Below are 24706 nucleotides of genomic sequence, written 5' to 3' on the forward strand. Positions count from 1 at the left end.
TTCGATCGGTAATGGTTTCATTACTGCTATTAATATACTATTTTTCAGTGTACTCTATTTACCTGCAATCTGCTGTAATTACGCCCACCTACTTAATTATCCAAAAACTGAGTAAAAAAACCTCAGTCTGCACCAGCAAACTGAGGTCTCATAGCGACAGGTTGAAACCTGTCGGCTAGACTCTATGACTACTTGATAGAAATCTTTGCGCCCACAGCTTCAAGCTGTTTCTTCAATTCTTCCGCAGCGTCCTTAGCAATAGCTTCTTTAACTGCCTTCGGTGCGGCTTCTACCAAGTCTTTCGCTTCCTTCAGGCCCAGACCGGTAATTGCGCGGACTTCCTTCAGAATTGCGATTTTCTTGTCAGCAGGAACTTCTTCGAGCATGACAGTAAACTCGGTTTGCTCTTCTACTGCTTCAGGAGCGGCACCACCACCCGTACCAGGCATCATCATCATGCCGCCTACAGGAGCAGCAGCGCTGACGCCGAAAGCTTCTTCAATTTGTTTGACCAATTCAGAAGCTTCGAGCAAAGTCAGAGACTTAAGTTTATCCAAGATTTCATCAGTTGCTGTAGACATTTTTTGAACTCCTAGTTCGATTGTAGATTTGGAATTTGAGACTTTCGATTGGTCATTAATTGTTAGTTTGTAGTCTCCAGTTATCAGTTTGTTTCTCAAAACTAACGACTTATGACTCACGACTAATTACTAATGACTTACACAGATGCGCTTTCTGCTACTGCTACTGCTTCTGCTTCTGGTTGTGCTTCTGCTGCTACTTCTGCTGAATCGCCGTCTTTTTCAGCATAAGCTTTAAGACCGCGAGCGATCGAAGTAGGAACTTGATTGATACCCACAGCCAACTTGGTTGCGACACCGTTAATAGCGCCAGCAATTTGAGCCATGAGTTGTTCTTTGGACGGCAGATCGGCTAATGCTTTAACATCAGCTTCTTTCAGTACCCGCCCTTCCATCACGCCGCCGCGAAGTTCAGTCTTCTTAGAGACTTTTTGGAATTCTTGGTAAGCTTTAATCGCGCCGCCAATATCTTCTTGCACGAACACAAACGCCGACGTACCAGTCAGCAATTCCTGTATCGGCTGCCAGGTTTCGTTGCCTTCAACCGCAATTCGCATCAGCGTGTTTTTTGCCACTTGGCAACTGCTGCCTTTCGGACGCAAACGCCGCCGCAAATCTGTGATTTCAGCAACAGTTAAGCCCGTGTAGTCAATCACGATCGCCAGTTGAGATTCGCTCAAGGTTTGCTTGAGGTCTGCAATAATCTCATTTTTTACTGCTAAAGTTTTGCCCATACTTATTTCACCTCCTTTTAGGATCGAAAACTGCCCGTCAAAAACCCCGACCTTCGAGCCGGGGCAGAGAATTAAAAATTAACAAGTCAGAATTAAAAATAGAAAATTTCTAATCTTTGAGTCTTGAGTTTTTATTTCTTCAGCCTCGGCAGGAAATTAAGCGGTCGGCACCTGCGGTCTTCAGCTTATTGATTTTTGATTAGGCTATCACCAGAAGGCAGATATTAGCCGAGGTCTGGTGTAAGTCTTGTCAGAGATTTACACAGACAGCCGAAGCTGTCTTTTACCTTCTGCCTTCTGCTTAATTCCGTACTAGGCAGCGTCAATTTTCGTATCGCGCAGGGCACTGATATCGACTTCGATCGACGGGCCCATTGTTGCGGATACGTACAAACTGCGCCAGTAGCGACCTTTTGCACCAGAAGGACGGTTGCGGTCAACAGTTTCTTGCAAAGCATGAAGGTTGACCAGCAAATCTTCCGCTGAGAAAGCTGCCTTGCCAAACATAACATGAACGATGCCAGTTCGATCGGCACGGAATTCTAGTTTACCACCTTTAAACTCGTTGATCGCCTGAGCAATGTCAGTCGTCACCGTGCCACCTTTCGGAGAAGGCATCAAACCGCGCGGGCCCAACAACCGACCCAATTTTGCCACCAACGGCATCACGTCTGGGGTAGCAATCAGGCAATCGAAGTCCATCATGCCCTTCTGAATTTCATCGATCAACTCTTCAGAACCAGCAATATCCGCGCCGGCATTCAGAGCTTCTTTAACTTTTTCGCCCTTAGCAATCACCGCAATTCTGACTACTTGACCAGTTCCTTTTGGTAGCGATACAGTTGTCCGCAACTGTTGGTCAGTATATTTCGGGTCAATTCCCAAACGGATGTGAGCTTCAGCAGATTCGCCAAACTTAGCGGTTGCTGTTTCTTTCAAAAGTTGCAGAGCTTCCAGCGGTAGGTAAGGTCTCTCTTCAACTTTCTTTTGAAGTTCTTGCAGTCTTCGGGATACTTTCTTTGCCATTGTTATTTTTTGGGGTTAGTCGATTTTAGATTTTAGATTTTAGATTTTAGAATTGAGCCGTTTTGGTCATTTCAAATCTAAAACATTTGCGATTCCTAGCGAAGCTTTGCTTCTCCCCCTGAATCGATCGATTTTGGATTTTGGATTTTGGATTTTGGATTGAAGATTTTACCTTCAAAATCAGGAATTTTGGATTAGCAATTTGGAACTTGGACTAGGAAAACTCTTCCTTCTTGCTTCTTCCTTCTTGCTTCTTCCTTCTTCCTTTAATCCGCGATCGCCACGCCCATATTTTTAGCCGTTCCTGCCACAATTTTCATAGCAGCCTCAACATCATTAGCATTGAGGTCAGGCATTTTGGTTTCAGCGATTTCTCGTAACTGAGCCTGTGTAATCGTCCCTACTTGCTTGCGGTTAGGTTCTCCCGAACCTTTAGCAATGCCAGCGGCTTTTTGAATCAAAACTGAAGCCGGCGGAGTTTTGAGAATAAACGTAAAACTGCGGTCTTCAAAAACCGAAATTTCTACCGGAACAACTAGACCCGCTTGGTCTGCGGTTCTAGCATTGTACTCCTTGCAAAACATCATAATGTTGACGCCGTGCTGACCCAGGGCTGGGCCGATCGGAGGAGCTGGGTTGGCTTTTCCCGCCGTAATCGCCAACTTAATTACTGCAACAACTTTCTTTGCCATTAGTTAGTTCTGTTTCTGAACCTGATTGAACTCCAATTCTACAGGCGTATCGCGCCCAAAAATCGAGAGTAAAACTTTGAGCTTGTTTCGTTCCGGGCTAACTTCAATCACATCACCTTCAAAATCCTTAAACGGCCCGGAAAGTACCACAACGTGGTCTCCAGCAGACATCGATACTTTGACAACTGGTTCTGATTCCTGAGCGTTTCTGAAGATCCGTTCTACTTCTGAATGACTCAGAGGTAGCGGTTTGACGTGACCCCTGCCGCGCCCGTAGCGGCGTTTCTGCTCTGCCCCGACAAAATTAATTACATTCGGGGTATTCTTGATCACCTGCCACGTATCCTCGTCCATAAACATACGGATGAGTACGTAGCCGGGAAAGATTTTTTCATCTGACTGCCGCCTGGAACCGTCTTTGCCGACTTTGATCGCCGGAGTTTGCGGAATTTCGACTTGAACGATGCGATCGGCAACATCCAAAGTTTGAATCCGCTGCTGCAAGTTTGCCTTCACGCGCTTTTCGCAGCCAGAGGCAACTTGAACAGCATACCAGCGAGCATCAATCTCCGGCACCTCTGGCGATGCTGCCTGTCCCGTCGCTTCTGTGGAATACTCAGATTCTTCTGATGCAAAAGTCATGGCCCAAACACCTTTCCCGCGCCCCAGTTAAAGAAATTATCCACCAAATAGATCAGGCTTGCTGAGAGGATTACCATCAAAAGCACGGCCAAAGACTCGCTGATTAGCTGCTGCCTGCTGGGCCAAACCACTTTGTCGAGTTCTTCTCTAGTTTCCTTAAAAAAACCCGCAGGGTTAAACCCAGGCGCCGTTATTTCTTGAGTTTCTTGAGCTTCGTCTTTTTTCGCCACGATTCAATCCCCCTTGCGATTTTAGATTTTAGGTTTTAGATTTTAGATGGTGTGAGTGGCCCGCGGCTCTCAGATTTTGTGACACTAACCACTTACGCCCAAGTCCCAAATCTCTAATCTAAAGCCACGACTTTTTTACAAGCCCAACCAATCAACGGCGTAAATGCCGATCGCCGAAACCGACGATCGAGAAGCCACACCGAGCATTTGTTGATGGCATTTTTTGCGAACCGCCCACAAAAACTAATTCTACCCGAAAGTTTGCGGTTTTGACTGTTGCCAGCCAATAGTCCGGGCGCTTTCGGGCAGAATTTAAAGTTTGGTGATTCAGCGCGCCCTGGAGGACTTGAACCCCCGACATCAGGTTTTGGAGACCTGCGTTCTACCAACTGAACTAAGAGCGCACAGGTGAGGTTGCTGAAATTCGCTTAACCTCTAGATTTCTATTTTAACACAGTGCGCTCGTAAATGGAAAACTTTTTTTTGATTTTTTTCAATTTCCCATGAACCTATGAACCAAGGGAAAGCTGGGTGCATTCCTACAGGGAGCGATCGAACCGCTGTTTGACGCGAGTAGCTTTGCCCACCCGATCGCGCAGGTAGTACAGTTTTGCTCTGCGGACTTTCCCGCGGCGCATCACTTGGATCGTGGCGATGCGGGGCGAGTGAATCAAAAACACCCGTTCCACTCCGACGCCCTGAAACACGCGGCGGACGGTGATTGTTTCATTAATCCCGCCGTTGCGCATGGCAATCACAGTCCCTTCGTAGGGCTGAACCCGTTCTTTGTTACCCTCTTTAATTTTCACGCCGACTCGCACTGTGTCGCCCACGTAAATTTCGGGGAGTTGTTTATTAAGTTCTTGCTTGACTCTATTTATTTCTTCCGTTTCGATAGAACGGATTATTTCTGCGCCTTTCATGGGATTTACCAAAACTCACAATCCCTTATCATATATCGAAATGCCCGTTTTATGTCAAAAAAATTCTATGTTAGATAGCTCTGGGGTCGTATTTCTGCAACTGGGGGCAATGGCTGCACTGGCCTTGTACGTCGCCGCCAACTTGGGGGCAAACGATGTCGCTAACTCGATGGGGACATCCGTAGGCTCGAAGGCGCTAACGCTGCGGCAGGCAATAATTGTTGCAGGCATACTGGAATTTTCCGGCGCAGTGCTGTTCGGCCAAGGAGTTTCCGAAACTCTGGCAACAGGAGTTGTGAATGCAGATGTGTTCTCTACTCAGCCGCAAGTATTTTTAATCGGGATGGTGTCAGTGCTGATAGCTTGCGGGATCTGGCTGCAAATCGCTACCAGTCGAGGTTTGCCGGTTTCTTCATCCCATGCAGTGGTGGGCGCGATTGCGGGTTTTAGCTGTGTTGCAGCCGGAATTAATGCGGTTGATTGGCGAACCATCGGCACGATCTCCCTAACTTGGGTGGCGACACCGATCGCCAGCGGTGCTTTAGCCGCACTATTTTACAGTGTGGTGAAGTATTCGATTCTCGATCGGCCAGATCCTCTATCTCAAATGCGCGAGTGGATACCTTGGCTGAGTGCAGCACTGCTGAGCGTATTTGGGATAATTGTACTCCCGTCTGTTGTGAATGTCGCTTTAGTGCAGACAGGGGCGATCGCCCTAGCGCACGATCGATTTGGCTGGAATCTTCCAATTCACGATTTTGTCATTGGCATCGGGGCAATAGCTGCGATCGCCCTCACACTCAATAGCTGGAAAAAATTAGAATCAGTTGAGAAGCAAGAAGAAAGAAGGAAGAAGGAAGAAGCAAAAGGGGATAAGGGATTCGGCCCAAGTACAAAATCCTCCCCCACTCCGACACTCCCCCACACTCTCATCGAGCAACAAATGGCAAGATTTCAAGTCTTGAGCGCCTGTTTTGTAGCATTTGCCCACGGTTCCAACGACGTAGGAAATGCAGTTGCTCCCCTAGCTGCGATCGCCTACATCCGGCGCACAGGTTCCTTTCCCTCAGAGGATTTCAGCGTACCACTGTGGATTTTAGTCGTCGGAGGCGCAGGAATAGTCATCGGTTTAGCCATCTGGGGCAAAAATGTAATTGCCACAGTCGGCGAAAAGATCATCGAACTCCAACCAAGCGGCGGATTTTGCGCGGAATTAGCCACAGCCACCACAGTCTTGCTAGCATCCCGCTTCGGTTTGCCAGTTTCCACATCCCACGCTTTAGTCGGTGCTGTTGTCGGAGTCGGGCTGATCAAAGCTTGGAAAACAGTACGCTTGGAAACATTGCTGTCAATTGGTTCGGCTTGGCTGGTGACAATTCCGATCGCAGCAGGTTTGGGTGCTATCATCTTCAGCATCGCGCAATCCATTGGACAATTTTAGATTTTAGATTGAGGCATTTCAGAACAGTCATCACTCAACGATCGCGGATGGAGGGTGCAACCGGACTCGATCTAATTCATCTGCGTTAATCTGTGTTTATCTGCCCTCATCTGCGGTTAAAAAAAGAGAATATAAACCGCAGATGACAACGGATGGACGCTGATTCACGCAGATGAAGATCGGATTCAGGACTAATAGCGCTTTCGCACATCAAACCCGGTTGCGGCACACCAGCACGCGGGCCACTCAATGACTTAATTCCTTCTCCAAGCAATGCTTTAGCTGTTGAGCCAGCACCTCGACACAGGGTTTTCTCAGCATAGTCAGATGATTCCCAGGAACCCTAATTACCTCTACTTTCTGGGCCGTTAATTCACTCCAGCCAAGAGTCGGATCTTGATTACTCATGCTTAGCTGTTCCCTCGATCTAAACAGAGTAATTTGCTGCGGATAAATTTTCGGTACATAGCTGAGAGTTGCTTGACTATTAGCCTGAAATACAGTAAACATTGAGGGAATTGCCAGCTCGCGCCAGCTCCGTTCTTTTGACTCCTGAGATAGGATGCTAACCATAACAGCCTGTTTCCAATTCCAGCGATGCAAAAAATTAGCTGCCAAATTAAGCATCTTATTTAATTTCGGAAATTTGGCAGCAATACCGCGACTTTGAACATTTTCTGCAGCAGCTACCAATCGAAAATAATCTACTACAAAAGGCCAGATAGAGCGCGAAACAGTAGTCAGAATAAACTTGCAACCGTCCCAAAAAGAAGGTTGGTTAGCAGAAACCGGCGCTAAAGTATCCAGCACAGCAAGTAAAGCCACTTCATCCCCCGCTGCGAGCAACTGTTGAGCCATCTCAAAAGCAACCAAACCTCCAAAAGACCAACCTCCTAAAAAATAAGGTCCTTTTGGTTGAACGGTACGCAAGGCTGCGATGTAGTCAGCCGCCATGTCTTCAATGCTAGTTAACGGAGAACTTTCGCCGTCAATACCCTTTGGTTGCAGCCCGTAAAACGGTTGATTTTCTCCTAGCCCAAAGGCTAACTCGCAATAAGGAAATACGACGCCAAAGATGGGATGGACGCAGAAGAACGGGGGATTTTTACCGCGAGGCTTAATTGCAACTAAAGGCGACCATTCCAGAGAATTTGTTTCTGAAGATAGCGAATCTGCTAAACCTTCTATTGTCGGATTTAAAAAAAGAGCAGACAGCGGCAACTCGCGCTCAAATTGCTGGTTAATCTCATTGATGAGGCGGATTGCGAGCAGGGAATCTCCACCCAAATCGAAGAAGTTATCGCCAATGCCAACGCACTCTGTGTTGAGGATTGTGGCCCAAATTTGGGCGAGGGTTGACTCGGTTGCTGTGCGAGGTGCAATGCAGCTTTTATCTATTGAATTGCTAGTTAGAGTTCCCGGTACAGGTAGGCGCAGGCGGTCAATTTTGCCATTAGGAGTTAGGGGCAAAAAATCGATCGCCACAAAAGCACTGGGAATCATGTAATTGGGCAGTTGTTGTTTGAGGAAATTGCGTATTTCTCCGGGATTAAGCGTCTGATTGTGATTGGGGACGACATAAGCAACTAGGCGTTTGTTGCCAGACAAATCATCCGCAGCAACCGCCGCTGTTTCTTTGACTGCTGGATGCTGAACCAGCAGCGCTTCAATTTCTCCCAGTTCTATTCGATAACCGCGAATTTTTACCTGTTCGTCAGTGCGGCCTAAAAACTCAATATTGCCGTCGGGAAAATAGCGAGCTAAGTCACCAGTTTTATAAATTCGTTCTCCTGCTTTCTGGCTAAACGGATTAGCAATAAATCGCTGGGCGGTTAATTCGGGGCGGTTCAGGTAGCCTCGCCCCAATCCGCTGCCGCCGATGTACAATTCACCGGGAATTCCAACGGGTACAGGCTGTAAATTTTTATCTAAAATATAGAGTTGAGTGTTAGCTATTGGGCGGCCGATTGGCGGTTTTTTGCGTGAAGCGAAGCTATCCCGCAGGGAATCGCCAATTTCGGCCAAACTTGACCAGACTGTCGCTTCTGTAGGGCCGTAAGCGTTAAAAAATCTGCGCCGGGAAGCCCAGCGTTTAACAATATCCGGGGAACAGGATTCGCCAGCACAGATGATTGTTTGCAGTGCGGGAAGTTCGGCGTTTGGAAGGACAGCTAGCAGCGAGGGCGGGAGGGTAGCGTGGGTAATAGCATTGTCCTGCAAAAATTGGATTAATGTTTGTCCGGGCAACAAAGATTCTTTCTTGGCACAGTAAAGTGTTGCTCCGGTTCCTAATGCCATGACAATCTCAAAGATTGAGGCATCAAAACTCAGGGATGCGAATTGCAAAATGCGGTGATTTGAGTTTAAGTTAAAAGCTTCTATTTGAGCTAGGGCTAAGTTGTAGAGTCCCCGATGTTCGATTAAAACGCCTTTGGGTTTTCCGGTTGAACCAGATGTGTAAATGACGTAGGCTAGGTTTTCTGGTAGGATATTTGTAGTTGGATTTTCTGGGCTTTGTCGGGCGATAATTTCTCTGTCGGAGTCCAAACACACTACTGAAAAAACTCCGTAATTTTCCGGCTGGGTCAAGTTTTTTGCTAAGTGCTGCTGAGTTACCAAAATCGACACCTGAGCATCTTCTAACATGAAGTTAAGGCGCTCTTGAGGATAAGTTGGATCTAAAGGCAGGTAGGCTGCGCTTGCTTTGATAATGCCTAGCAATCCGACTATCGCATCTAATGAACGTTCTACACAAAGACCCACTAAAACTTCTGGTGCTGCTCCCAATTGTTGCAAGTAATGTGCAAGTTGGTTGGCTCGGCTGTTGAGTTGGCGGTAGGTTAACTGCTGGTTTTCAAAGACGGCGGCGACAGCATGGGGCGATCGCGCGACTTGCTCTTCAAATAGCTGATGGAAACACTGGTTTTGCGGATAATCTCTCTGAGTGTCATTCCAATCCATTAATAATTGCTGGTATTCTGGCGCTGTCAGCAAAGCCAAGTCGCTGAGGTGCTGTTTGGGATTGGCAACAATGGCTTCGAGCAGCGTTTGGAAATGTCCCGCCATGCGCGCAATTGTGGCGCTTTCAAATAAATCTGTGCTGTAGACAAATTGCCCTTGAATACTTCCTGCATTTTCCCACAAGTGGCACTCTAAATCTAGCTTGGCGGTTCCCGCGTCAAAGTCGATCGCCTCTCCAGCAATTCCCGGCAATTCTAGCGCTGCTACAGGAGTGTTTTGCAGGCTAAAACTAACTTGAAATAGGGGGTTGCGACTCAACTCGCGATCGGGGTGCAATTCCTCAACCAACTTCTCGAAGGGCAAATCTTGGTGGGCGTAGGCTGCCATTGCGACGTTTTTTACCCGATGCAATAGTTCCCGAAAAGTGGGGTTTCCTGATAAATCTGCACGCAGCACTAAACTGTTGACAAAAAAACCGATTAATGCTTCTATTTCGCTCAGGTTGCGATTGGCGATCGGCGTTCCTACGGTAATATCTACTTGCCCTGTATAGCGGTACAGTAAAGTCTGAAAAGCGGCTAGTAGAGTGATAAATAAAGTCGCGCTTTCTTGCTGGCTCAATGACTTTAGCGCCTCGCTCAAAGCAGGTGATAGTGTTATAAATTGTTTGGCGCCGCGGTAGGATGGAACGGCTGGTATTGGCCTGTCTGTTGGTAGATTGAGTGTGGTAATTCCGTTTAACTGCTGCCGCCAATAAGCTAACTGGGTTTCTAATACTTCGCCCTGCAACCATTGGTGCTGCCATTCTGCAAAGTCGGCGTACTGCACGGGCAGTGCTGGTAAGTGCGATAGCTCATTTTTCACAAATGCTGTGTATAGCGTTCCCAGCTCTCGAATTAGCACTCCAATCGACCAACCATCAGCCACAATATGATGTAAATTTAGCAACAATATATGTTCTGTTTCACTGAGTTGTAACAGCGTTACTTTGAATAACGGCCCGGCGGCTAAATCGAAAGGGCATTGCGCTGCATCGGTTGCGAGTTGCAGCGCTGCGGTTTGCTGCTGAGTTGGCGAGAGATTTTGTAAGTCGATTGTGGGGAGGGATACGGTTAAAATGGGAGCAATAATTTGTACGAGTTCCCCTTCCAAAAGCGTAAAAGTTGTGCGTAAAGTTTCGTGCCGCTGCACAATTTCGTTGAAGGTTTGCTCTAAGGATCTTAAGTTGAGGGAACCTGTTAAGCGGAGCGCTGTTGAGACATTGTAGAAAGGATTGCCCGGTGCTAATTGATTGAGGAACCAAAGCCGCTGCTGAGCAAACGATGCCGGGAAGACAAAGACTTCTGTTTCTTGCTGCATATTTATCGAAATTGCACCCGTTCTACCGCCTTAATTTTTATTTACTTTCTCGATCAAAAGATGATAGCTTCATCCGCCGACTGTCCCGAGAAATCGCCACTAAAGCAGGAGCTTTAATATTCGCATCGCTCTCTTTTAAACTCTCCACAATCTTAGATAATTCTGCAATTGTCGGTGCTTCAAAAACGCGGCGCAAAGGTAACTCTACCCCGAAAGCATCTCGCACTCTCGAAACAAGCTGAGTCGCCAGCAGCGAATGGCCTCCTAATTCAAAGAAATTGTCCCGAATACCCACTCGCTTTATCCCCAAAACCTCAACCCAAATTTTCACTAAAACTTCCTCAATAGAAGTCTGAGGCGCAACATAACCGCCAGCCCATTCTAACTTAATCGGCTCCGGTGCAGGCAAAGCGAGGCGATCGACCTTTCCGTTAGCCGTCACAGGTAGCGACTCCAGCACCACAAAAGCCGACGGAACCATATATTCCGGCAGTTTTTCTGCTAGATAAGCCTGCAACTGTGGCACTAATTTACGCGCTGCTTTAGCTTGTAAGGGATTGTTAGCATAAGAGCGCCAAGGACGCAAGTTATCGCTTCGGGTTTCTCGCACAAAATCTCTAGTTTCGCCCCGTGCAAACACTACATCGTAGCGCCCTTGACTGTCGGAATTAGACCAACTAATATTAACATTATACGGAACTTCCAAAGCATACCACGCTTCGGGATCGACTCCTAAATCCTCGATTTTTTCCACCGCTTTCTGCAACTGACCTGCTGTGGGAAATTTATCGACAACAGACAGCAATTCTGCCGCCTTAACTGCTGCCGTTACCCGCGCATTAGGCACATTAGCAATTCTTAAAACATCGAGTTGATTTTGCAATAATATTTGTTGCACCTTGGTAACAGTCAGATTCTCATTTTCAGCCGACCAATCCAGCCGTTTTTCAGCGCCCCGCTCCCCTTCTGGCGATGATTTTGGGGGTGCTGTTTCAGACGCAATATGCAGAATAGCATTGTACCGAAAATCAGTTAATTCATTGTGATAACTACCGCGAATTAATTGAATTTCTACGCCGTCAATCTGCGGAAAGCGGTGTTTTAATGCGCTAAAAAAATCTGGTTCAATAACTAACTCTGTTTCTTGAAAAATTTGCATTTGTACTCGCTGCTGCAACTGTTCGCCAGAGAGAGAAGGTTCGGCTTGATACAGTTGTACGGAAGCGTGGAAAGCTGCCAGCAACGGCAAGCTGCGGACATCTCCGATGAATATAAAGCCGCCGGGGGCAGTTGCTTTCACCGCACCTTCTAGCACCTGCACGAGATAGTCGATAGTCGGGAAATATTGCACGACTGAGTTGAGAATTACTGCGTCAAAAGCTGCTGTCTCTACTCCTTCAAAGTCTGTCGCCATTTTCTGAAGCAGCGTTACATTAGTTAACTGTTGATTTGCCAAGTGCTGCCGAATATAGTTGAGCGAAATAGGTGAAAAGTCTGTGCCGCAATATTGAGTGCAGCGAGAGGCAATTTGGAACAGCAACAAACCTGTCCCGCAGCCAATTTCTAACACTCGGCTCGGCTGCAAAGCTAAAATTTGGGCGGCTTGATTGTTCGCCCAGTCGCGCATCTGTTCTGCTGGGATTGGCCGATCAGTATAACTGCTATTCCAGCCGACAATATTAAATGTTGGATCTGACTCAACAGCAGGTTGATTGTAAGTTTCATTGTAGAGCATTTGCCACTGCAAAACCTGTTCGTCTTGCAATTGCATTATTTGGTTTTTTTCGCTGGCACTGCTATATTCAGGATTCAGGGCAATATAAGCTACTAAACGTTTATCTCCTTGTCCATCTTCCGAAGCTATTGCTACAGTTTGCTGCACGGCAGGATGTTGAGTTAATACTGTCTCGATTTCTCCTAATTCGATGCGGAAACCGCGAATTTTTACTTGTTCGTCAATGCGTCCTAAAAATTCAAGGTTGCGATCGGCTCTGTAGCGCACTAAGTCGCCGGTTTTGTAAATTCGCTCTCCTGAATTTGGTTTAAAAGGATTGACAATAAAGCGTTCTGCGGTTAAATCTGGGAGATTGAGGTAGCCGCGAGCGAGTCCGTTTCCGCCGATGTACAATTCGCCAACAACGCCGATCGCCACTGGCTGCAAATATTTGTCTAATATGTAGATTTGAGTGTTAGCAATGGGGCGGCCAATTATCGGGGCGATGTCTGTTTGCTCTGTTACAGGAATATAACCGGAAGTTGTGACGACGGTATTCTCGGTTGGGCCGTAATTATTTACTAGCTTAAATGGATGGGATTTTAAAGGATGTTGTTGCAGTTTTTCGCCGCCTGCGAGCAAGATTCGCAACGCTGTTGTTTGAGGCCAAGCTAATAGCAAAACTTTCTCGGCTAAAGGTGTTGGCAAAAAGCTAATTGTAATGGCGTTTGATACTAACCAGTTTTGCAGTTTTTCAGGATCTCGCCTGATGTCATCTTCTGGAAAGTAGATGCTAGATCCCGCGGCGAGATAAGGCCAAATTTCCCACCCGCAAGCATCAAAGCCGATCGCTGCTATTTGCGTTGCTCGATCGCCCGCTGACACCCCAAACTCTCTTTGATGCCAAAAAACGAGATTTAACAAGCTCCCGTGCTCAATTTCCACTCCTTTCGGCTTTCCCGTGGACCCGGAGGTGTAAATCGCGTAAACCAGATTTTCGGCTGTGACTGCGCTGGTGGGATTGTCGGCGATTTCTTGGGAAATCATCTCCCAGTCTGTGTCTAGAAAAACAACCCTTGGATGGTGAATTTTATCATTTGACTGTGTTTCTAAATTTTGCACTTCGCCATCATCCACCAGGGAATAAATTCCCTGGCTCATAGCTGAAGTCGGCTTCAGCCGACTGGAAACTTGTCCTCCTTCAGTCGTCTTTAGACGACTTTCGCTATTAGACAGGGAATAAATTCCCTGGCGGGTAAGCAATACTGACACTTGAGCATCTTCTACGATCGAGCTCGATCGCTCAGCAGGATAGCTCGGATCTAAAATTAAGTAAGCTCCTCCCGCTTTCAGGATACCCAACATCCCCACAATCAGATCGAGCGATCGCCCGCAGCAAAGCCCGACTAAAACTTCCGCCCCAACCCCCATTTTTTGCAGATAACGTGCTAATTGGTTGCTGCGGAGATTTAGCTCTCGATAGGTGACTCGCTCCTCTCCAAATACCAGCGCCACCGCATCCGGTGTCCGATCTGCCTGCATTTCAAATAGCTGATGGATGCACAAATCTTGCGGATAATCCGCCTGAGTATTGTTGCATTCAACTAACAAATGATAGCGCTCTGGGGCGCTCAAATATTGCAAGTTGGCAATTCGCTGTTCGGGATTTGTCACAATGCTCTCTAACAAGGTTTGAAAATGCCCGATCAGGCGCGTAATCGTAGCTTCATCAAATAAATCGGCGCTGTAAATAACCATGCCGCTGATGCCCAGAGAGCTATCAACCCACAGCTTATTGCTGGGCGATTGGTTGCTTCCCGAGCTGTTGGGCGATCGCTCCCACAAATGAAACTCCAAATCAAACCGCGCTGTACCCACATCTAACTGCTGCGGGCTGAGTGTTAATTCTGGCAATTCTAACCGATTCCCCGGCGCGTTTTGCAGCGCAAACGCCACCTGAAATAAGGGATTTTGGTTCAACGCGCGATCGGGGTGCAGTTCTTCTACTAACTTCTCAAACGGCAAATCTTGGTGAGCGTAAGCTCCTAATGCTACCTCTTTGACTCGGTTTAAAAGTTCCCGAAAAGTTGGATTTCCCGACAAATCTGTACGCAGCACCAAACTGTTGACAAAAAAACCGATTAATGCTTCAATTTCACTGCGGTTGCGATTGGCGATCGGCGAACCTACAACAATATCTTCTTGCTGGGCGTAATGGTAAAGCAACGTTTTAAAAGCTGCCAGCATTGTCATAAACAGCGTCACTCCTTCGCGCTGGCTCAACGTTTCTAAAGCCTCGCTCAGTTGTTTTGGCAGTTGCAAAAATTGCCTTTTGCCTCGGTAACTTTGAATTGCTGGCCTGGGGCGATCCGCAGGCAAATTTAGCATAGAAATGCCGTTTAACTGGTGTCTCCAGTAAGCAAGCTGCGTTTCTAAAACTTCCCCTTGCAGCCATTCGCGCTGCCATTTGGCAAAATCAGCATACTGGATCGACAAAGCCGGTAAAGGCGAAGGTTTTTCGCTAGCAAATGCCGTGTAAAGCGCGCCTAATTCCTGAATAAGCACTCCGATAGACCAACCATCGGAGACAATGTGGTGCATATTCAGCATTAGTAAATATTCCGCATCATCTAACTGCAATAATGTGACTCGCAGCAACAAGTCATTCGACAAGTTGAAAGAGCGTTGAGCTTCCTCAGCGGTGAGCCTGTTTGCTTCAGTTTGTCGAGATTCCTTTGGCAAGTTTCGCAAGTCCACTACATTAATCGGGAGGTGGAAAGCAGCAGCTATTCTCTGAACAGGTTGCCCCGAACCTACTGCTAAAGTCGTGCGTAAAGCTTCGTGGCGGCGCACAATTTCATTGAAGGTTTGTTGCAGCGCCGAAAAATTGAGCGAACCTGTCAAACGCAAGGCTGCGGGAACATTATAGAAGGGATTGTTCGGGACTAATTGGTCGAGAAACCACAAGCGCTGCTGTGCAAAGGAAAGCGGTAGATTTCCGTCCCGCCCCATAGGAACAATCGGTGTAGGAGTAAAACTAGAAGTACGATTAGCTGCTTTTAAAAAGGAAATAATTTCGGCTTTTTTCTGAGAAATTTCGGCGCGCAGTTCGGGTGTAATAATTCCTTCGGGAGCGTTGCAGCGCAGGATCTCGCCCTCAACAAAAATATTAATATCTAGACTGCGAAGGTAAGATAAAAACTCAACTAACTCAACCGTGACAGAATCTCTGGCATTTGGCGATGAGCTCGATATTTTTGGATCGGGCATTTTGAGTCATCCTGTCATTACTTGGGCAAATCAATAAAAGAAATTCAACCAGAACACAAATTAAGAGCTTAACCGATCGCTTGCTTACTGTGGCCTAACCTGAGTATGATCCTGTTTGAATTCGCAACCCAAATTCTACCCAAGGTTTCAGCTTATGCCATTCATGCCCTTCAATTTCCTGTTCCTATGGCTGGTAGGACTGCTATCCGTCGGGGTACTTGGCGGAGGTATATACATTATTTATGAATGGTACATCGGCGCACTTGTAGGGATTTCCTACTTAGTCAGCGGAGTGTTGATGGTTCTTTGGTCTGTTGGCGGCCGCTTTATCAGTTTGCCGCTGTTCCGCCGCCCCGGTGCTGACGAACCGAAGCCGACGCGGACGGGTACGGTTGAGCGGATAGAGAGGCCTGATGGCACTATTTTACAAGTAGAATTCTACGGCCCAGAGGACGGACAGCCGATTATTCTCTCGCACGGTTGGGGGCCGAACAGTATGGTTTGGTATTACGCGAAACGGCAACTAAGCGATCGCTTCCGAGTGATTGTTTGGGATCTTCCAGGTCTGGGAAAATCCACTCGACCAAAAAACAGCGACTACTCCCTAGAAAAATTTGCCCGCGATCTCGAAGCCGTCATTGCCATAGCAGGAAATAAACCTGTTATCCTACTCGGACACAGCATGGGCGGCATGATTTCTCTAACATTCAGTCGGCTTTTCCCAGAACTTCTCGGTAGTCGAGTAGCTGGTTTAATTCTGGTAGATACGACTTATACTAATCCCGTGAAAACTGCTATTTTTAGCGGTTTATTACGCGCTTTGCAGAAGCCGCTGCTCCAACCTCTGCTCTACCTCACCGCAGCTCTTGAACCCATTATGTGGGGAATGACTTGGCTGAGCTATCTCAATGGTTCACTGCACATCAGTGTAGAATTATCGGGATTTAAAGGCACTGAAACGCGCGGTCAATTAGAGTTCTCAGCTTTCTTATCAGCCTTGGGTTCTCCCGGCGTTCTCGCTCGCGGCACGCTGGGAATGCTCAAATATGATGAAACAAAAACTTTGCGATCGATTGACATTCCAGTGTTGGTGATATGCGGCGATTCAGATATTGCCACTACCCCCCCAGCCAGCCTGCGGATGAAAGCAGAATTACCTCAAGCAGAGCTAGTTACTATCAAGCGAGGAGGACACATGGCATTAATGGAACATAACCAGCAGTTTGCAGAAGCTGTCAGGGCATTCTGCACTGAAATAGTGTAATCGGCGTACTAGGCGCACCATATTTCAATACGCTTGGGTTAAGGAAAATTGTAGCGAAAATGTTGGGTGGAGTGAAACGGAGGGTTCGTTCCCTCCGGGCCCAACCTACGCACTGATTCGGTCTAGTTCCTAGACCTCTTTGTCACCCTCCGACCTTTAACTGAAAATGCGCTTGAGGGCAGGAATACGAGCCAACACGAAATAATCCAACAGCAGAACGGTGACGAGTGAAAGTCCTACAAGCGGGAAGGCAATCCCTAAAACAGCAACGATTGCGAGTGGCACTTTCCATCCCTGAACATGGGTGGGCATTGCAGGCGCACCGAGCCAACCCGTCCCTTTCGGACGACGCTGCCACCACATCACCCCACCACTGACTGAAAGCACAATCACAATTAACGCTGCAAACAACATCAGTAGTTGATTGCTCAATCCAAAATATTTGCCCATGTGAATGGAAGTTCCCATTTCTACGGCTTTGGGTATTAACCCGTAATCCTTCCACCGCACATCTGCTAACACTTTGCCACTGTATCGATCGATGTGCAGAGTGACTTCTTGCGCCGGATTATTGGGAAATGCCGAAACCGTGTATACACCCGTTTGGGATTCTGGAAAACTAACACTAAACCCAGGGGGTGCGCCTTTTGCTTGAGCTAAAGTTACAACAGAATCTAGATTTACGGACGTACCAGCAGGAGTTTCCCTGATAATTTCGTTGTGTCCTGAATGATGCTCCTCTCTAGGCTGACTAGATTTGGAAATTGGTAATTGCTCTACTGCCCAAGGCACAATTAGATTGCCCTGTTGATTGAGTGAGCCTGTGAGTGTTGTCGATTGAGGCACGTTATCCCACATTTGTGCAGGATAGTGACTCGACAAACGAGCGAAGGTATGTCCCCAAAAACCTGTCCAGGGTAGTCCACTAATGATGAGAAAGCCAATTAGCAATACGCCATAAAATCCCGAAACGGCGTGTATGTCCCGCCAAAATACCCGCTTATTCTGGCTCCACACACGCGGAATTAATGTTCCTAAAAAATTTACTTTGCCGCGAGGCAACCATAGATATAATCCGGTAATTAGCAAAATCAGTCCCCAACAGGAAGCAAGCTCTATTAAATAATCTCCCAATTTTCCGATCATCAGTTCGCCGTGAATCTTGCGTGCGATCGCTTGGAGATTATTATTTTCATCGCGATCGCCTAAAATCTTAGCCGTATAAGGATTCACGAAAACGGCTAGTGTTCTTTCATCTTTAGTCGCGAGCGTCACTTCAGCACTACGATTAGACGCAACGCTCGGCGTAAATTTTGTTACTTTGGCATCAGGATAAGTTCGTTGAACAACTGCCACCTGTTGAGTATAAGGCATCACCACATCCGCAGGCTGCACAAACATATTCTGGTGATACATCGCAGCATCTAATTGCGGTTTAAACAGGTAAATGATGCCTGTGATTGACAAAATCAGCATGAAAGGAATAACAAACAAGCCTGCATAGAAGTGCCATCGCCAAACGGTGCGATAAAAACGATTACTGGGAGTTTCAGCAACCAGTGAAGGGTTCAAAACGCTGTTCAATTTACTCATTGTCGTTTGCCAAAATATTGAGAAAAAACCATTATGCTACACAAGTATGAAAAATGTCAAAAGACAGGCTGTTAAACAGAGTTGCTGCTTCTGAAGTCTTTAGCCGTCAGTAATCATAATGAAGATTTATTCAACAGGGAAAGTAACTAAAGACCAGTATATTGCAATACCGTTCAGTTAAGGCTGCCTATCTTTTTTTAGCATAAGCGATGCTCAATCTTTACTCGATCAGGGTTTGAGGAGGGTTGTCATCCGGGAGCATATCATATTTGTAAAAACACTTCTTCTGGCTCCTTCCTTCTTCCTCTTTCCTCCTGCCTCCTGCCTCAAAACTTAGATTTCTAGCTTGGCTTCAAAAGTGAGATGCTCCCGGATGCCAATTTCACAAAACAATCAAAATCCTCCCGCAATTATGTAAGGCCTTAAAATTCCACATCTTCGCGCTCATTTTCGTCGGTTATGGGAGTATCCAAACCTTTCGCGGCCCAGCGCATTGTTTCAATGTATTTTGCCAGACTCGCCACAGTCGGAGCCTCAAACAAATTGCTGACCGATAACTCAACTTGCAAAGCATCTCGGATGCGAGAAATTAACTGAGTTGCTAGCAGGGAATGCCCCCCTAGTTCAAAGAAATTATCGTAGATACTAACCTGCTGTTTTCCCAAAACTTTAGCCCAAATATTCCCGATCGCCTTTTCGAGTTCAGTCCGAGGCGCTACATAATTTTCTGTTATATCCTCGCTGTCTGTATCTATATCGGGCAAGGCGCGGCGGTCTACTTTGCCATTAGGCGTCAGTGGCATATTTTCCAACACTGCATAAGTTGCAGGAACCATATATCCTGGTAACTTTTCTTTCAAAAATTGGCGCAAGTCACTTGACTTGAGATTTGGAATTTCTAATTTTTCATTAATGCCGTCAGGAATAACATAAGCAACCAAATGTTTATCGTCGGGGATGTCTTCCCTCACAATTACTACTGCTTCGCGCACTTGTGGATGCTGGCACAAAGCCGCTTCAATTTCTCCCAACTCGATGCGGTAGCCGCGAATTTTTACTTGGTCGTCAACGCGGCCTAAAAACTCGATGTTGCCGTCAACGCAATAGCGACCTAAATCACCTGTTTTATAAAGGCTAGAACCAGATTTATTGCTAAAAGGATTGGGAATGAATGCAGCAGCAGTTAAATCTGGCTGGTTGAGGTAGCCTTTCGCCAATCCGTCACCGCCGACGTACAATTGACCTATAACACCGATCGCCACCGGCTGCAAATCCGCATCGAGGAGATAAATTTGCGTGTTGGCGATCGGGCGACCGATGGGGATAGATGTTGCGGTTTCGGGTACGTCTTGCACGCAATAATAAGCCGAAAATGTGGTATTTTCTGTAGGCCCGTAAACGTGAATTAATTGAGTGCTTGGCTTTTGTTGGAGAAGTTTTTTAACCCATCTCATATCGACGGCTTCTCCGCCAAACAGCAAGCAGCGCAGCGAATTAAAAGCTTGCGGTAAAACTCTAGCAATTTGTTGAAATAAGGCAGTGGTTAAAAATAAGACGGTGATGCCTTGTTGACGCAGTTCTAAAGCTAAATCGTGAGGCGAAAGGGTAATATTTGTGCTAATTCCCACGAGTTGAGCGCCGTTAAGCAAGGCTCCCCAAATCTCGAATGTGGCTGCATCGAATGAAGCGTTTGATGCTTGGGCAATTTTATCGGTAGGTTCTATTTTTATATAGTTGGTGTTGAGTACCAGCCGATTTACTGCTTTGTGGGTGACAGCAACTCCCTTGGGTTTTCCTGTTGAGCCAGATGTGTAAATAACGTAAGCTAGGTTGTCTGCTGTTACGGTGTTGGCGGGATTTTCGGCGCTTTCTTTGGCTATGTGTTCCCAGTCGCGATCGAAGTAAATCACCGAGTTTGAGAAGTCTCGGAAATTCTCAATCAATTTATCCTGAATTAGCAAGACTTTAACTTGAGCATCTTCCAGCATCAAGTTTAGCCGATCGCGCGGATAGCTCGGATCTAACGGTAGGTAAGCTCCTCCCGCTTTCAGTATAGCCAACATCCCGACAATTAGGTCGATCGATCGCTCTGCACAAAGCCCCACTAAAACCTCCGCCCCCACGCCCAGTTTTTGTAGGTAGCGCGCCAGTTTGTTGCTGCGAATGTTGAGTTCTCTGTAAGTGAGGTGCTGGCTGTCGAAAGTTAGGGCGACATCCTCCAGATGCTGCCGGGCTCGCTCTTCAAATAACTGATGAATGCACTTATTTTGAGGATAATCTGTCCGAGTATCGTTCCATTCTCTGAATAATTGATTCACTTCATCCTCGCTCAATAAAGGTAAGTTAGCGATTCTTTGTTCTGGATTAGCCACAATGCTTTCCAGCAGCGTTTTAAAATGCCTCAACATTCGGGCGATCGTAACTTCATCAAATAAATCTGTATTGTACACAGCTAAGCCTCTGAGGCCTTCCGACTCTTCCCAATGTTCGCCGTATCTGCTCCTAAAATTATCGGAAGCTTCCCACAAATACAGCTCTAAATCAAAGCGCGTTGTTTGAGTCTCCAAAGGGAAAGGACTCAACTTTAATTCTGGCAATTCTAGCTCGTCCAGCGGCGCATTTTGCAGCCCGAATACCACCTGAAACAGCGGGTGGCGATTCAACGATCGCTCTGGGTGCAATTCCTCGACGAGCTTCTCAAAAGGCAAATCTTGGTGAGCGTAAGCTCCCAGGGTTACTTCCCGCACCCGGCCCAAAAAATCTCGAAATGTCGGGTTTCCCGAGCAGTCTGTTCGCAGCACTAAAGTATTGACAAAAAAACCGATTAATGCTTCTATTTCGCTGCGGTTGCGATTGGCGATCGGCGAACCTACAACAATATCTTCTTGCTGCGAGTAGCGGTAAAGCAAAGTTTGAAATGCTGCGAGCACTGTCATAAATAAAGTCGCTCCTTCTCGCTGCGAGAGCGCTACAAGCGCGTCCTTCAGCTTTTTAGGCGCTTCTAAATATTGAGTTTTTCCCCGATAATTTTGCCTAGCTGGTGCAGGGCGATCCGTCGGCAAATTTAACACTGAAATTCCGTGCAATTGCTGCCGCCAATAAGCTAGCTGAGTTTCTAATACTTCACCTTGCAGCCATTCGCGCTGCCACTCGGCAAAGTCGGCATATTGAAGTGATAATTCTGGCAGCGGAGATGGCTGTCGATCGATCAAAGCTGTATAGATAACCTCCAGTTCTCGAATTAGCACGCCGATCGACCAATCATCGGAGGCTATGTGGTGCATATTTAGCAATAGAATATGCTCAGTCTCTGTCAGCCGCAGGATCGTTACTCGCATCAGCGGCCCGGTGGATAAATTGAAAGGGCGAAGAGATTCTGCTGCGGCGAGTTTATTTGCTTCTATTTCCCGTTGTTCAGGTGGCAAATTTTGCAAGTCTAATACTTTTAAATTAGTCTTGAAAGCGGGAGAGATTATCTGCACTGGTTGACCTGATACCGCTGCAAAAGTCGTTCGCAAAGTTTCGTGGCGCTGCACTATTTCGTTGAAGGTTTGCTCTAAGGCTGTTAAGTTGAGGGAACCAGTTAAGCGCAGGGCTGTTACTACATTATAGAAAGGGTTTTCCGGTGCGAATTGGTCGAAAAACCACAACCGCTGCTGGGCAAATGATGCCGGAAAGACAAAGACTTCGGCTTCTGAGGAAATATTCAGTTTTTGTCGATCGTTTGTAAAGGAATTGTCATAAATTTCTGATGCCATATCTGTTGCTCTTGGGGGATGAGGTGTGTTAATTTTTTGATGGCGCGGGGTGGCTTTTTGACGGTGCGATCGCCTCTTAAAACTTTCGCGAGCAAAAGATCGGAACCTTTAATATAATAAATCTGGGTGCGGGAGTGCGAGAGAAAGGCGGGCAAAAGAAACCGGATTTCTGGCCGCAGCATCAAGTTATCCGTTGAGGGGCTAGGAGTGCCACCCCCCAATCAAATTTAGTCGCGGAACGGGATCTTAGGCTTGTGATTCGGGTGCAATCGGGTGAGTTAGATGCGAGAATTTCCGGGAGCAATCCGTGGAGAGGTCAAGCTGTAGTATGATTTTTAATTGCACAAAGTGTTCTTGGGGCGATTAAGAGCGGGATAGCTTTGCTTCACGCAATTTTCTCACATTTCTAGTTTAGCGACTACTATTGATTAAACAGTGTTCGCAATCTCTTAGATCAACTCACTATAACTTGCGACCTGATTTGGCAAAATACTTAAGAACACTGAACGTGCAGTTTAAATTAGAGGTTATGGGCTAATGGCGCAGCGGAACGTATACTCGTCAAAGGGCGAGCCAGAGGATGCACAATCAGCAGAAGAAGTCCTCCACTCAGTAATGCAAGAACTCGACGCTTTGCATGAAAATGTCAAAGGTCAGTTAAATCAGGACATTACTCGGCTGCAAACTGAAAAAAATCACCTGATTGAAGATATTGAAGACCTCCGGGAGCAATATCGCAAATTGCAGTCTCAGCAAATGGAATCTCTGTCTGGGCGATACATTCAGCAGCAGCAATTGTGGCTGAAGCAGTTGGCTCAAGTTTTGGCTCACAATTTGCAAGATTTGTTGGTGCAGCGGTTCAACGAACTCAGCGCTAACTCGGGACATTCTCTCAGCAGCCCTATCCCCAGCGGCGAGTTCCCGATACCCCTGCCGCCGAGCAACTACGACGAACGGGCCTCGGAGTTGCTGGCGGCGCTGGATGAAAGGATCGATCGCAGTTTCCAGATGCTGGAACAAGATTTAACCAGTTACGAAAGCGAGCTTTCCGTGCGGCTCAACAACATGAAAACCCTGGAACTGCAAGGGGAAGAGCTGTTACAAAATCTCGTAAACCGCATCAGAGAAGAACTCGAAGCAGAAGAAGAATATCTTGAGAATCCTTTCGATGCTCAAGATTCCTATCCCGAGGAATCAACTAATTCTGTTAATTCTGTCCGCCCGCCATTAGTGCAGCCAACACCTGTGGAAACGCCGCGGGAGCCCGTGCCGGAACCCTCTTCAGTGCCCTCTCCAGCAACCGCTAAAGCAGCTTCTCAAGTACAGACAGGTTTAGTGCTGGCTTTGTCTTCGGCGGTGGTATTGTCGCTATTTAATGTTTGTTTGAGAATTCTGATTAAAGGCAAAAATCCTCGGATGGTTTTTGGCTTGTTTGAATTTCCGGGGGTGGTGACTCCAGGTTTTGGAAATTCTTTGTTGATTTTGTTGATGCGGCTGATCGTGGTGATGGCTTTGATGCCGATATTGGCGACATTTTTGTATCCTTCTGTGTGGAAAGATATTAGACGGTTGTTCCAGTCGGGCGATCGAGCTTTGTGGAGCAAGGTTTTAGGAAGCGCATTTTTTCTGTTTTTGTCTCAGGTTTTGATTTATTTGGCGATCGGCAATATTCCGGCGGGGATTGCGATTACGATTTTCTTTATTTATCCGATCGTCACCGTACTGGGTTCTTGGATCTTGTTTGGTGCTCGCCCCACCACAGTCGGCTTTTTTGCGATATTCGGGATTACCGCAGGTCTGATTTTAGCTGGGTTGCCGAGTTTTGCGGCCCCAGCTCCGGGCGGTGGCAATGTCGGGGTGGGAGTCGCTGCAGCACTGGCTTCTGGGATTACCTTTGCAGGTTACGTATTGCTGACGCAAATGGCCGCGGGCAAGCTGCACCCGATTCCTTTTAGTTTAGTTAATTTCGCCGCGATTTTTGTATTTTCGTCCCTGAGTTTGTGGGTGCCGCTGTCGGAAAATTTATCTCCTAAAATCGACCAAAATGTTTGGCCTGGTTTGATTTTAGGAGGTGTTGTTTTAGGGGTGCTGACGCTGTTTAGCTATCTTTTGAATAATTTTGCCATCCGCTTTGCGGGGGCGGCATTAGCGTCAGTAATTGGCACTTTGGGGCCAGCAATGACCGCACTCTTCGGTTTTCTAATTATCAATGAAAAGTTGCAGCCTGTGGCAATTCTCGGCATGGCTGTGGTGACGTTGAGCGTGGCTGCTATGAGTGTGGAACGCATAGTGGCTCCTCAGAAGAAGGCTAGTTAAGGCCAGAATTTGTCCTTGATAATAGAGATCAGAACCCCGATTTTTTCAAAGTCGGGGTTCTGATCTCTATCCTATTTAAAATCTAAAATCTAAAATCTACCTGACTTATGACTACAGTCATTAACATAAGCTGTTGTGCCTTTAAATAGGGTATCATAAAAAATGAGTTTAGTCAATCTCTACAAAAATGCCAGCTAAAAAC

At 46.8% G+C, this 24706-nt stretch carries 16 protein-coding genes, 1 tRNA gene and 1 other annotated feature; of the genes, 3 read left to right on the forward strand and 14 right to left on the reverse strand.

Annotated features, from left to right (window positions below; translation table 11 throughout):
• Positions 1-188: 188 nt before the first annotated feature.
• The 9 genes from rplL to rplS all read right to left on the reverse strand — a co-directional run bounded on the left by rplL (position 189) and on the right by rplS (position 4828).
• Positions 189-581, reverse strand: a complete 393-nt coding sequence (gene rplL, locus QUA13_RS25915; RefSeq protein WP_333203144.1) for a 50S ribosomal protein L7/L12 — start codon at positions 579-581, stop codon at positions 189-191.
• A gap of 137 nt (positions 582-718) precedes the next feature.
• The gene (gene rplJ / locus QUA13_RS25920) at positions 719-1315 is read right to left on the reverse strand and encodes a 50S ribosomal protein L10 (protein ID WP_333203146.1); all 597 of its coding nucleotides are present in this window, start codon (positions 1313-1315) and stop codon (positions 719-721) included.
• Positions 1316-1344: 29 nt separating this feature from the next.
• Positions 1345-1517 (reverse strand) — a sequence feature (ribosomal protein L10 leader region).
• A 110-nt stretch (positions 1518-1627) separates the two neighbouring features.
• Complete coding sequence (rplA, locus tag QUA13_RS25925; protein ID WP_172186536.1) at positions 1628-2341, reverse strand: 50S ribosomal protein L1; 714 nt, start codon at positions 2339-2341, stop codon at positions 1628-1630.
• 266 nt (positions 2342-2607) lie between these two features.
• Positions 2608-3033, reverse strand: a complete 426-nt coding sequence (gene rplK, locus QUA13_RS25930; protein ID WP_006635588.1) for a 50S ribosomal protein L11 — start codon at positions 3031-3033, stop codon at positions 2608-2610.
• 3 nt (positions 3034-3036) lie between these two features.
• Entirely contained in the window at positions 3037-3675 is a 639-nt protein-coding gene (gene nusG / locus QUA13_RS25935; RefSeq protein WP_172186535.1) for a transcription termination/antitermination protein NusG, read from the reverse strand.
• Positions 3672-3905, reverse strand: coding sequence for a preprotein translocase subunit SecE (gene secE / locus QUA13_RS25940; RefSeq protein WP_172186534.1), 234 nt, complete (start codon positions 3903-3905; stop codon positions 3672-3674). Before secE ends, nusG begins: the two co-directional genes overlap by 4 nt.
• A 151-nt stretch (positions 3906-4056) precedes the next feature.
• Entirely contained in the window at positions 4057-4266 is a 210-nt protein-coding gene (locus QUA13_RS25945; protein WP_172186533.1) for a hypothetical protein, read from the reverse strand.
• Positions 4237-4309, reverse strand: a tRNA-Trp gene (locus tag QUA13_RS25950). The genes QUA13_RS25945 and QUA13_RS25950 overlap by 30 nt, the downstream gene beginning before the upstream one ends.
• A 135-nt stretch (positions 4310-4444) precedes the next feature.
• Entirely contained in the window at positions 4445-4828 is a 384-nt protein-coding gene (gene rplS / locus QUA13_RS25955) for a 50S ribosomal protein L19 (RefSeq protein ID WP_172186532.1), read from the reverse strand.
• Positions 4829-4895: 67 nt separating this feature from the next.
• On the opposite strand from rplS, the gene QUA13_RS25960 reads away from it, so the two are divergent.
• The gene (locus QUA13_RS25960; protein WP_333203149.1) at positions 4896-6269 is read left to right on the forward strand and encodes an inorganic phosphate transporter; all 1374 of its coding nucleotides are present in this window, start codon (positions 4896-4898) and stop codon (positions 6267-6269) included.
• Positions 6270-6515: 246 nt separating this feature from the next.
• On the opposite strand, the gene QUA13_RS25965 is transcribed toward QUA13_RS25960, so the two are convergent.
• Both QUA13_RS25965 and QUA13_RS25970 read right to left on the reverse strand, forming a co-directional pair.
• On the reverse strand, positions 6516-10589 hold the full coding sequence (locus QUA13_RS25965) for an amino acid adenylation domain-containing protein (protein ID WP_333203151.1): 4074 nt from the start codon (positions 10587-10589) through the stop codon (positions 6516-6518).
• Between the two features lie 37 nt (positions 10590-10626).
• Entirely contained in the window at positions 10627-15573 is a 4947-nt protein-coding gene (locus tag QUA13_RS25970; RefSeq protein ID WP_333203153.1) for an amino acid adenylation domain-containing protein, read from the reverse strand.
• 154 nt (positions 15574-15727) lie between these two features.
• On the opposite strand from QUA13_RS25970, the gene QUA13_RS25975 reads away from it, so the two are divergent.
• Positions 15728-16837 carry an alpha/beta hydrolase gene (locus QUA13_RS25975; RefSeq protein ID WP_333203155.1) on the forward strand — a complete coding sequence of 370 codons (1110 nt, stop codon included), beginning with the start codon at positions 15728-15730 and terminating at the stop codon, positions 16835-16837.
• Between the two features lie 156 nt (positions 16838-16993).
• Here the strand turns inward: QUA13_RS25975 and QUA13_RS25980 are convergent, their stop codons facing one another.
• The 3 genes from QUA13_RS25980 to QUA13_RS25990 all read right to left on the reverse strand — a co-directional run bounded on the left by QUA13_RS25980 (position 16994) and on the right by QUA13_RS25990 (position 22370).
• Entirely contained in the window at positions 16994-18430 is a 1437-nt protein-coding gene (locus QUA13_RS25980) for a PepSY domain-containing protein (RefSeq protein WP_333203157.1), read from the reverse strand.
• A 422-nt stretch (positions 18431-18852) separates the two neighbouring features.
• A complete protein-coding gene (locus QUA13_RS25985) occupies positions 18853-22188 on the reverse strand; it encodes an amino acid adenylation domain-containing protein (RefSeq protein WP_333203159.1) in 3336 nt (1111 codons plus the stop codon).
• Positions 22137-22370, reverse strand: a complete 234-nt coding sequence (locus tag QUA13_RS25990; RefSeq protein ID WP_333203161.1) for a hypothetical protein — start codon at positions 22368-22370, stop codon at positions 22137-22139. The genes QUA13_RS25985 and QUA13_RS25990 overlap by 52 nt, the downstream gene beginning before the upstream one ends.
• A 355-nt stretch (positions 22371-22725) precedes the next feature.
• Between QUA13_RS25990 and QUA13_RS25995 the strand changes: the two genes are divergently transcribed.
• Positions 22726-24504 carry an EamA family transporter gene (locus QUA13_RS25995; RefSeq protein WP_333203163.1) on the forward strand — a complete coding sequence of 593 codons (1779 nt, stop codon included), beginning with the start codon at positions 22726-22728 and terminating at the stop codon, positions 24502-24504.
• Positions 24505-24706 lie beyond the last annotated feature (202 nt).

The organism is Microcoleus sp. S28C3 (assembly GCF_036700785.1).
Lineage (GTDB): Bacteria > Cyanobacteriota > Cyanobacteriia > Cyanobacteriales > Microcoleaceae > Microcoleus > Microcoleus asticus.

Bases quoted from the DNA above. Each gene is read 5' to 3' on its own strand.
- QUA13_RS25965 (WP_333203151.1), bottom strand. From the start codon at position 10,589: ATGCAGCAAGAAACAGAAGTCTTTGTCTTCCCGGCATCGTTTGCTCAG.
- QUA13_RS25985 (WP_333203159.1), bottom strand. From the start codon at position 22,188: ATGGCATCAGAAATTTATGACAATTCCTTTACAAACGATCGACAAAAA.
- QUA13_RS25990 (WP_333203161.1), bottom strand. From the start codon at position 22,370: ATGCTGCGGCCAGAAATCCGGTTTCTTTTGCCCGCCTTTCTCTCGCAC.
- rplL (WP_333203144.1), bottom strand. From the start codon at position 581: ATGTCTACAGCAACTGATGAAATCTTGGATAAACTTAAGTCTCTGACT.
- QUA13_RS25945 (WP_172186533.1), bottom strand. From the start codon at position 4,266: ATGTCGGGGGTTCAAGTCCTCCAGGGCGCGCTGAATCACCAAACTTTA.
- rplJ (WP_333203146.1), bottom strand. From the start codon at position 1,315: ATGGGCAAAACTTTAGCAGTAAAAAATGAGATTATTGCAGACCTCAAG.
- QUA13_RS25960 (WP_333203149.1), top strand. From the start codon at position 4,896: ATGTTAGATAGCTCTGGGGTCGTATTTCTGCAACTGGGGGCAATGGCT.
- rplK (WP_006635588.1), bottom strand. From the start codon at position 3,033: ATGGCAAAGAAAGTTGTTGCAGTAATTAAGTTGGCGATTACGGCGGGA.
- QUA13_RS25995 (WP_333203163.1), top strand. From the start codon at position 22,726: ATGGCGCAGCGGAACGTATACTCGTCAAAGGGCGAGCCAGAGGATGCA.
- nusG (WP_172186535.1), bottom strand. From the start codon at position 3,675: ATGACTTTTGCATCAGAAGAATCTGAGTATTCCACAGAAGCGACGGGA.
- rplS (WP_172186532.1), bottom strand. From the start codon at position 4,828: ATGAAAGGCGCAGAAATAATCCGTTCTATCGAAACGGAAGAAATAAAT.
- QUA13_RS25970 (WP_333203153.1), bottom strand. From the start codon at position 15,573: ATGCCCGATCCAAAAATATCGAGCTCATCGCCAAATGCCAGAGATTCT.
- QUA13_RS25980 (WP_333203157.1), bottom strand. From the start codon at position 18,430: ATGAGTAAATTGAACAGCGTTTTGAACCCTTCACTGGTTGCTGAAACT.
- QUA13_RS25975 (WP_333203155.1), top strand. From the start codon at position 15,728: ATGCCATTCATGCCCTTCAATTTCCTGTTCCTATGGCTGGTAGGACTG.
- rplA (WP_172186536.1), bottom strand. From the start codon at position 2,341: ATGGCAAAGAAAGTATCCCGAAGACTGCAAGAACTTCAAAAGAAAGTT.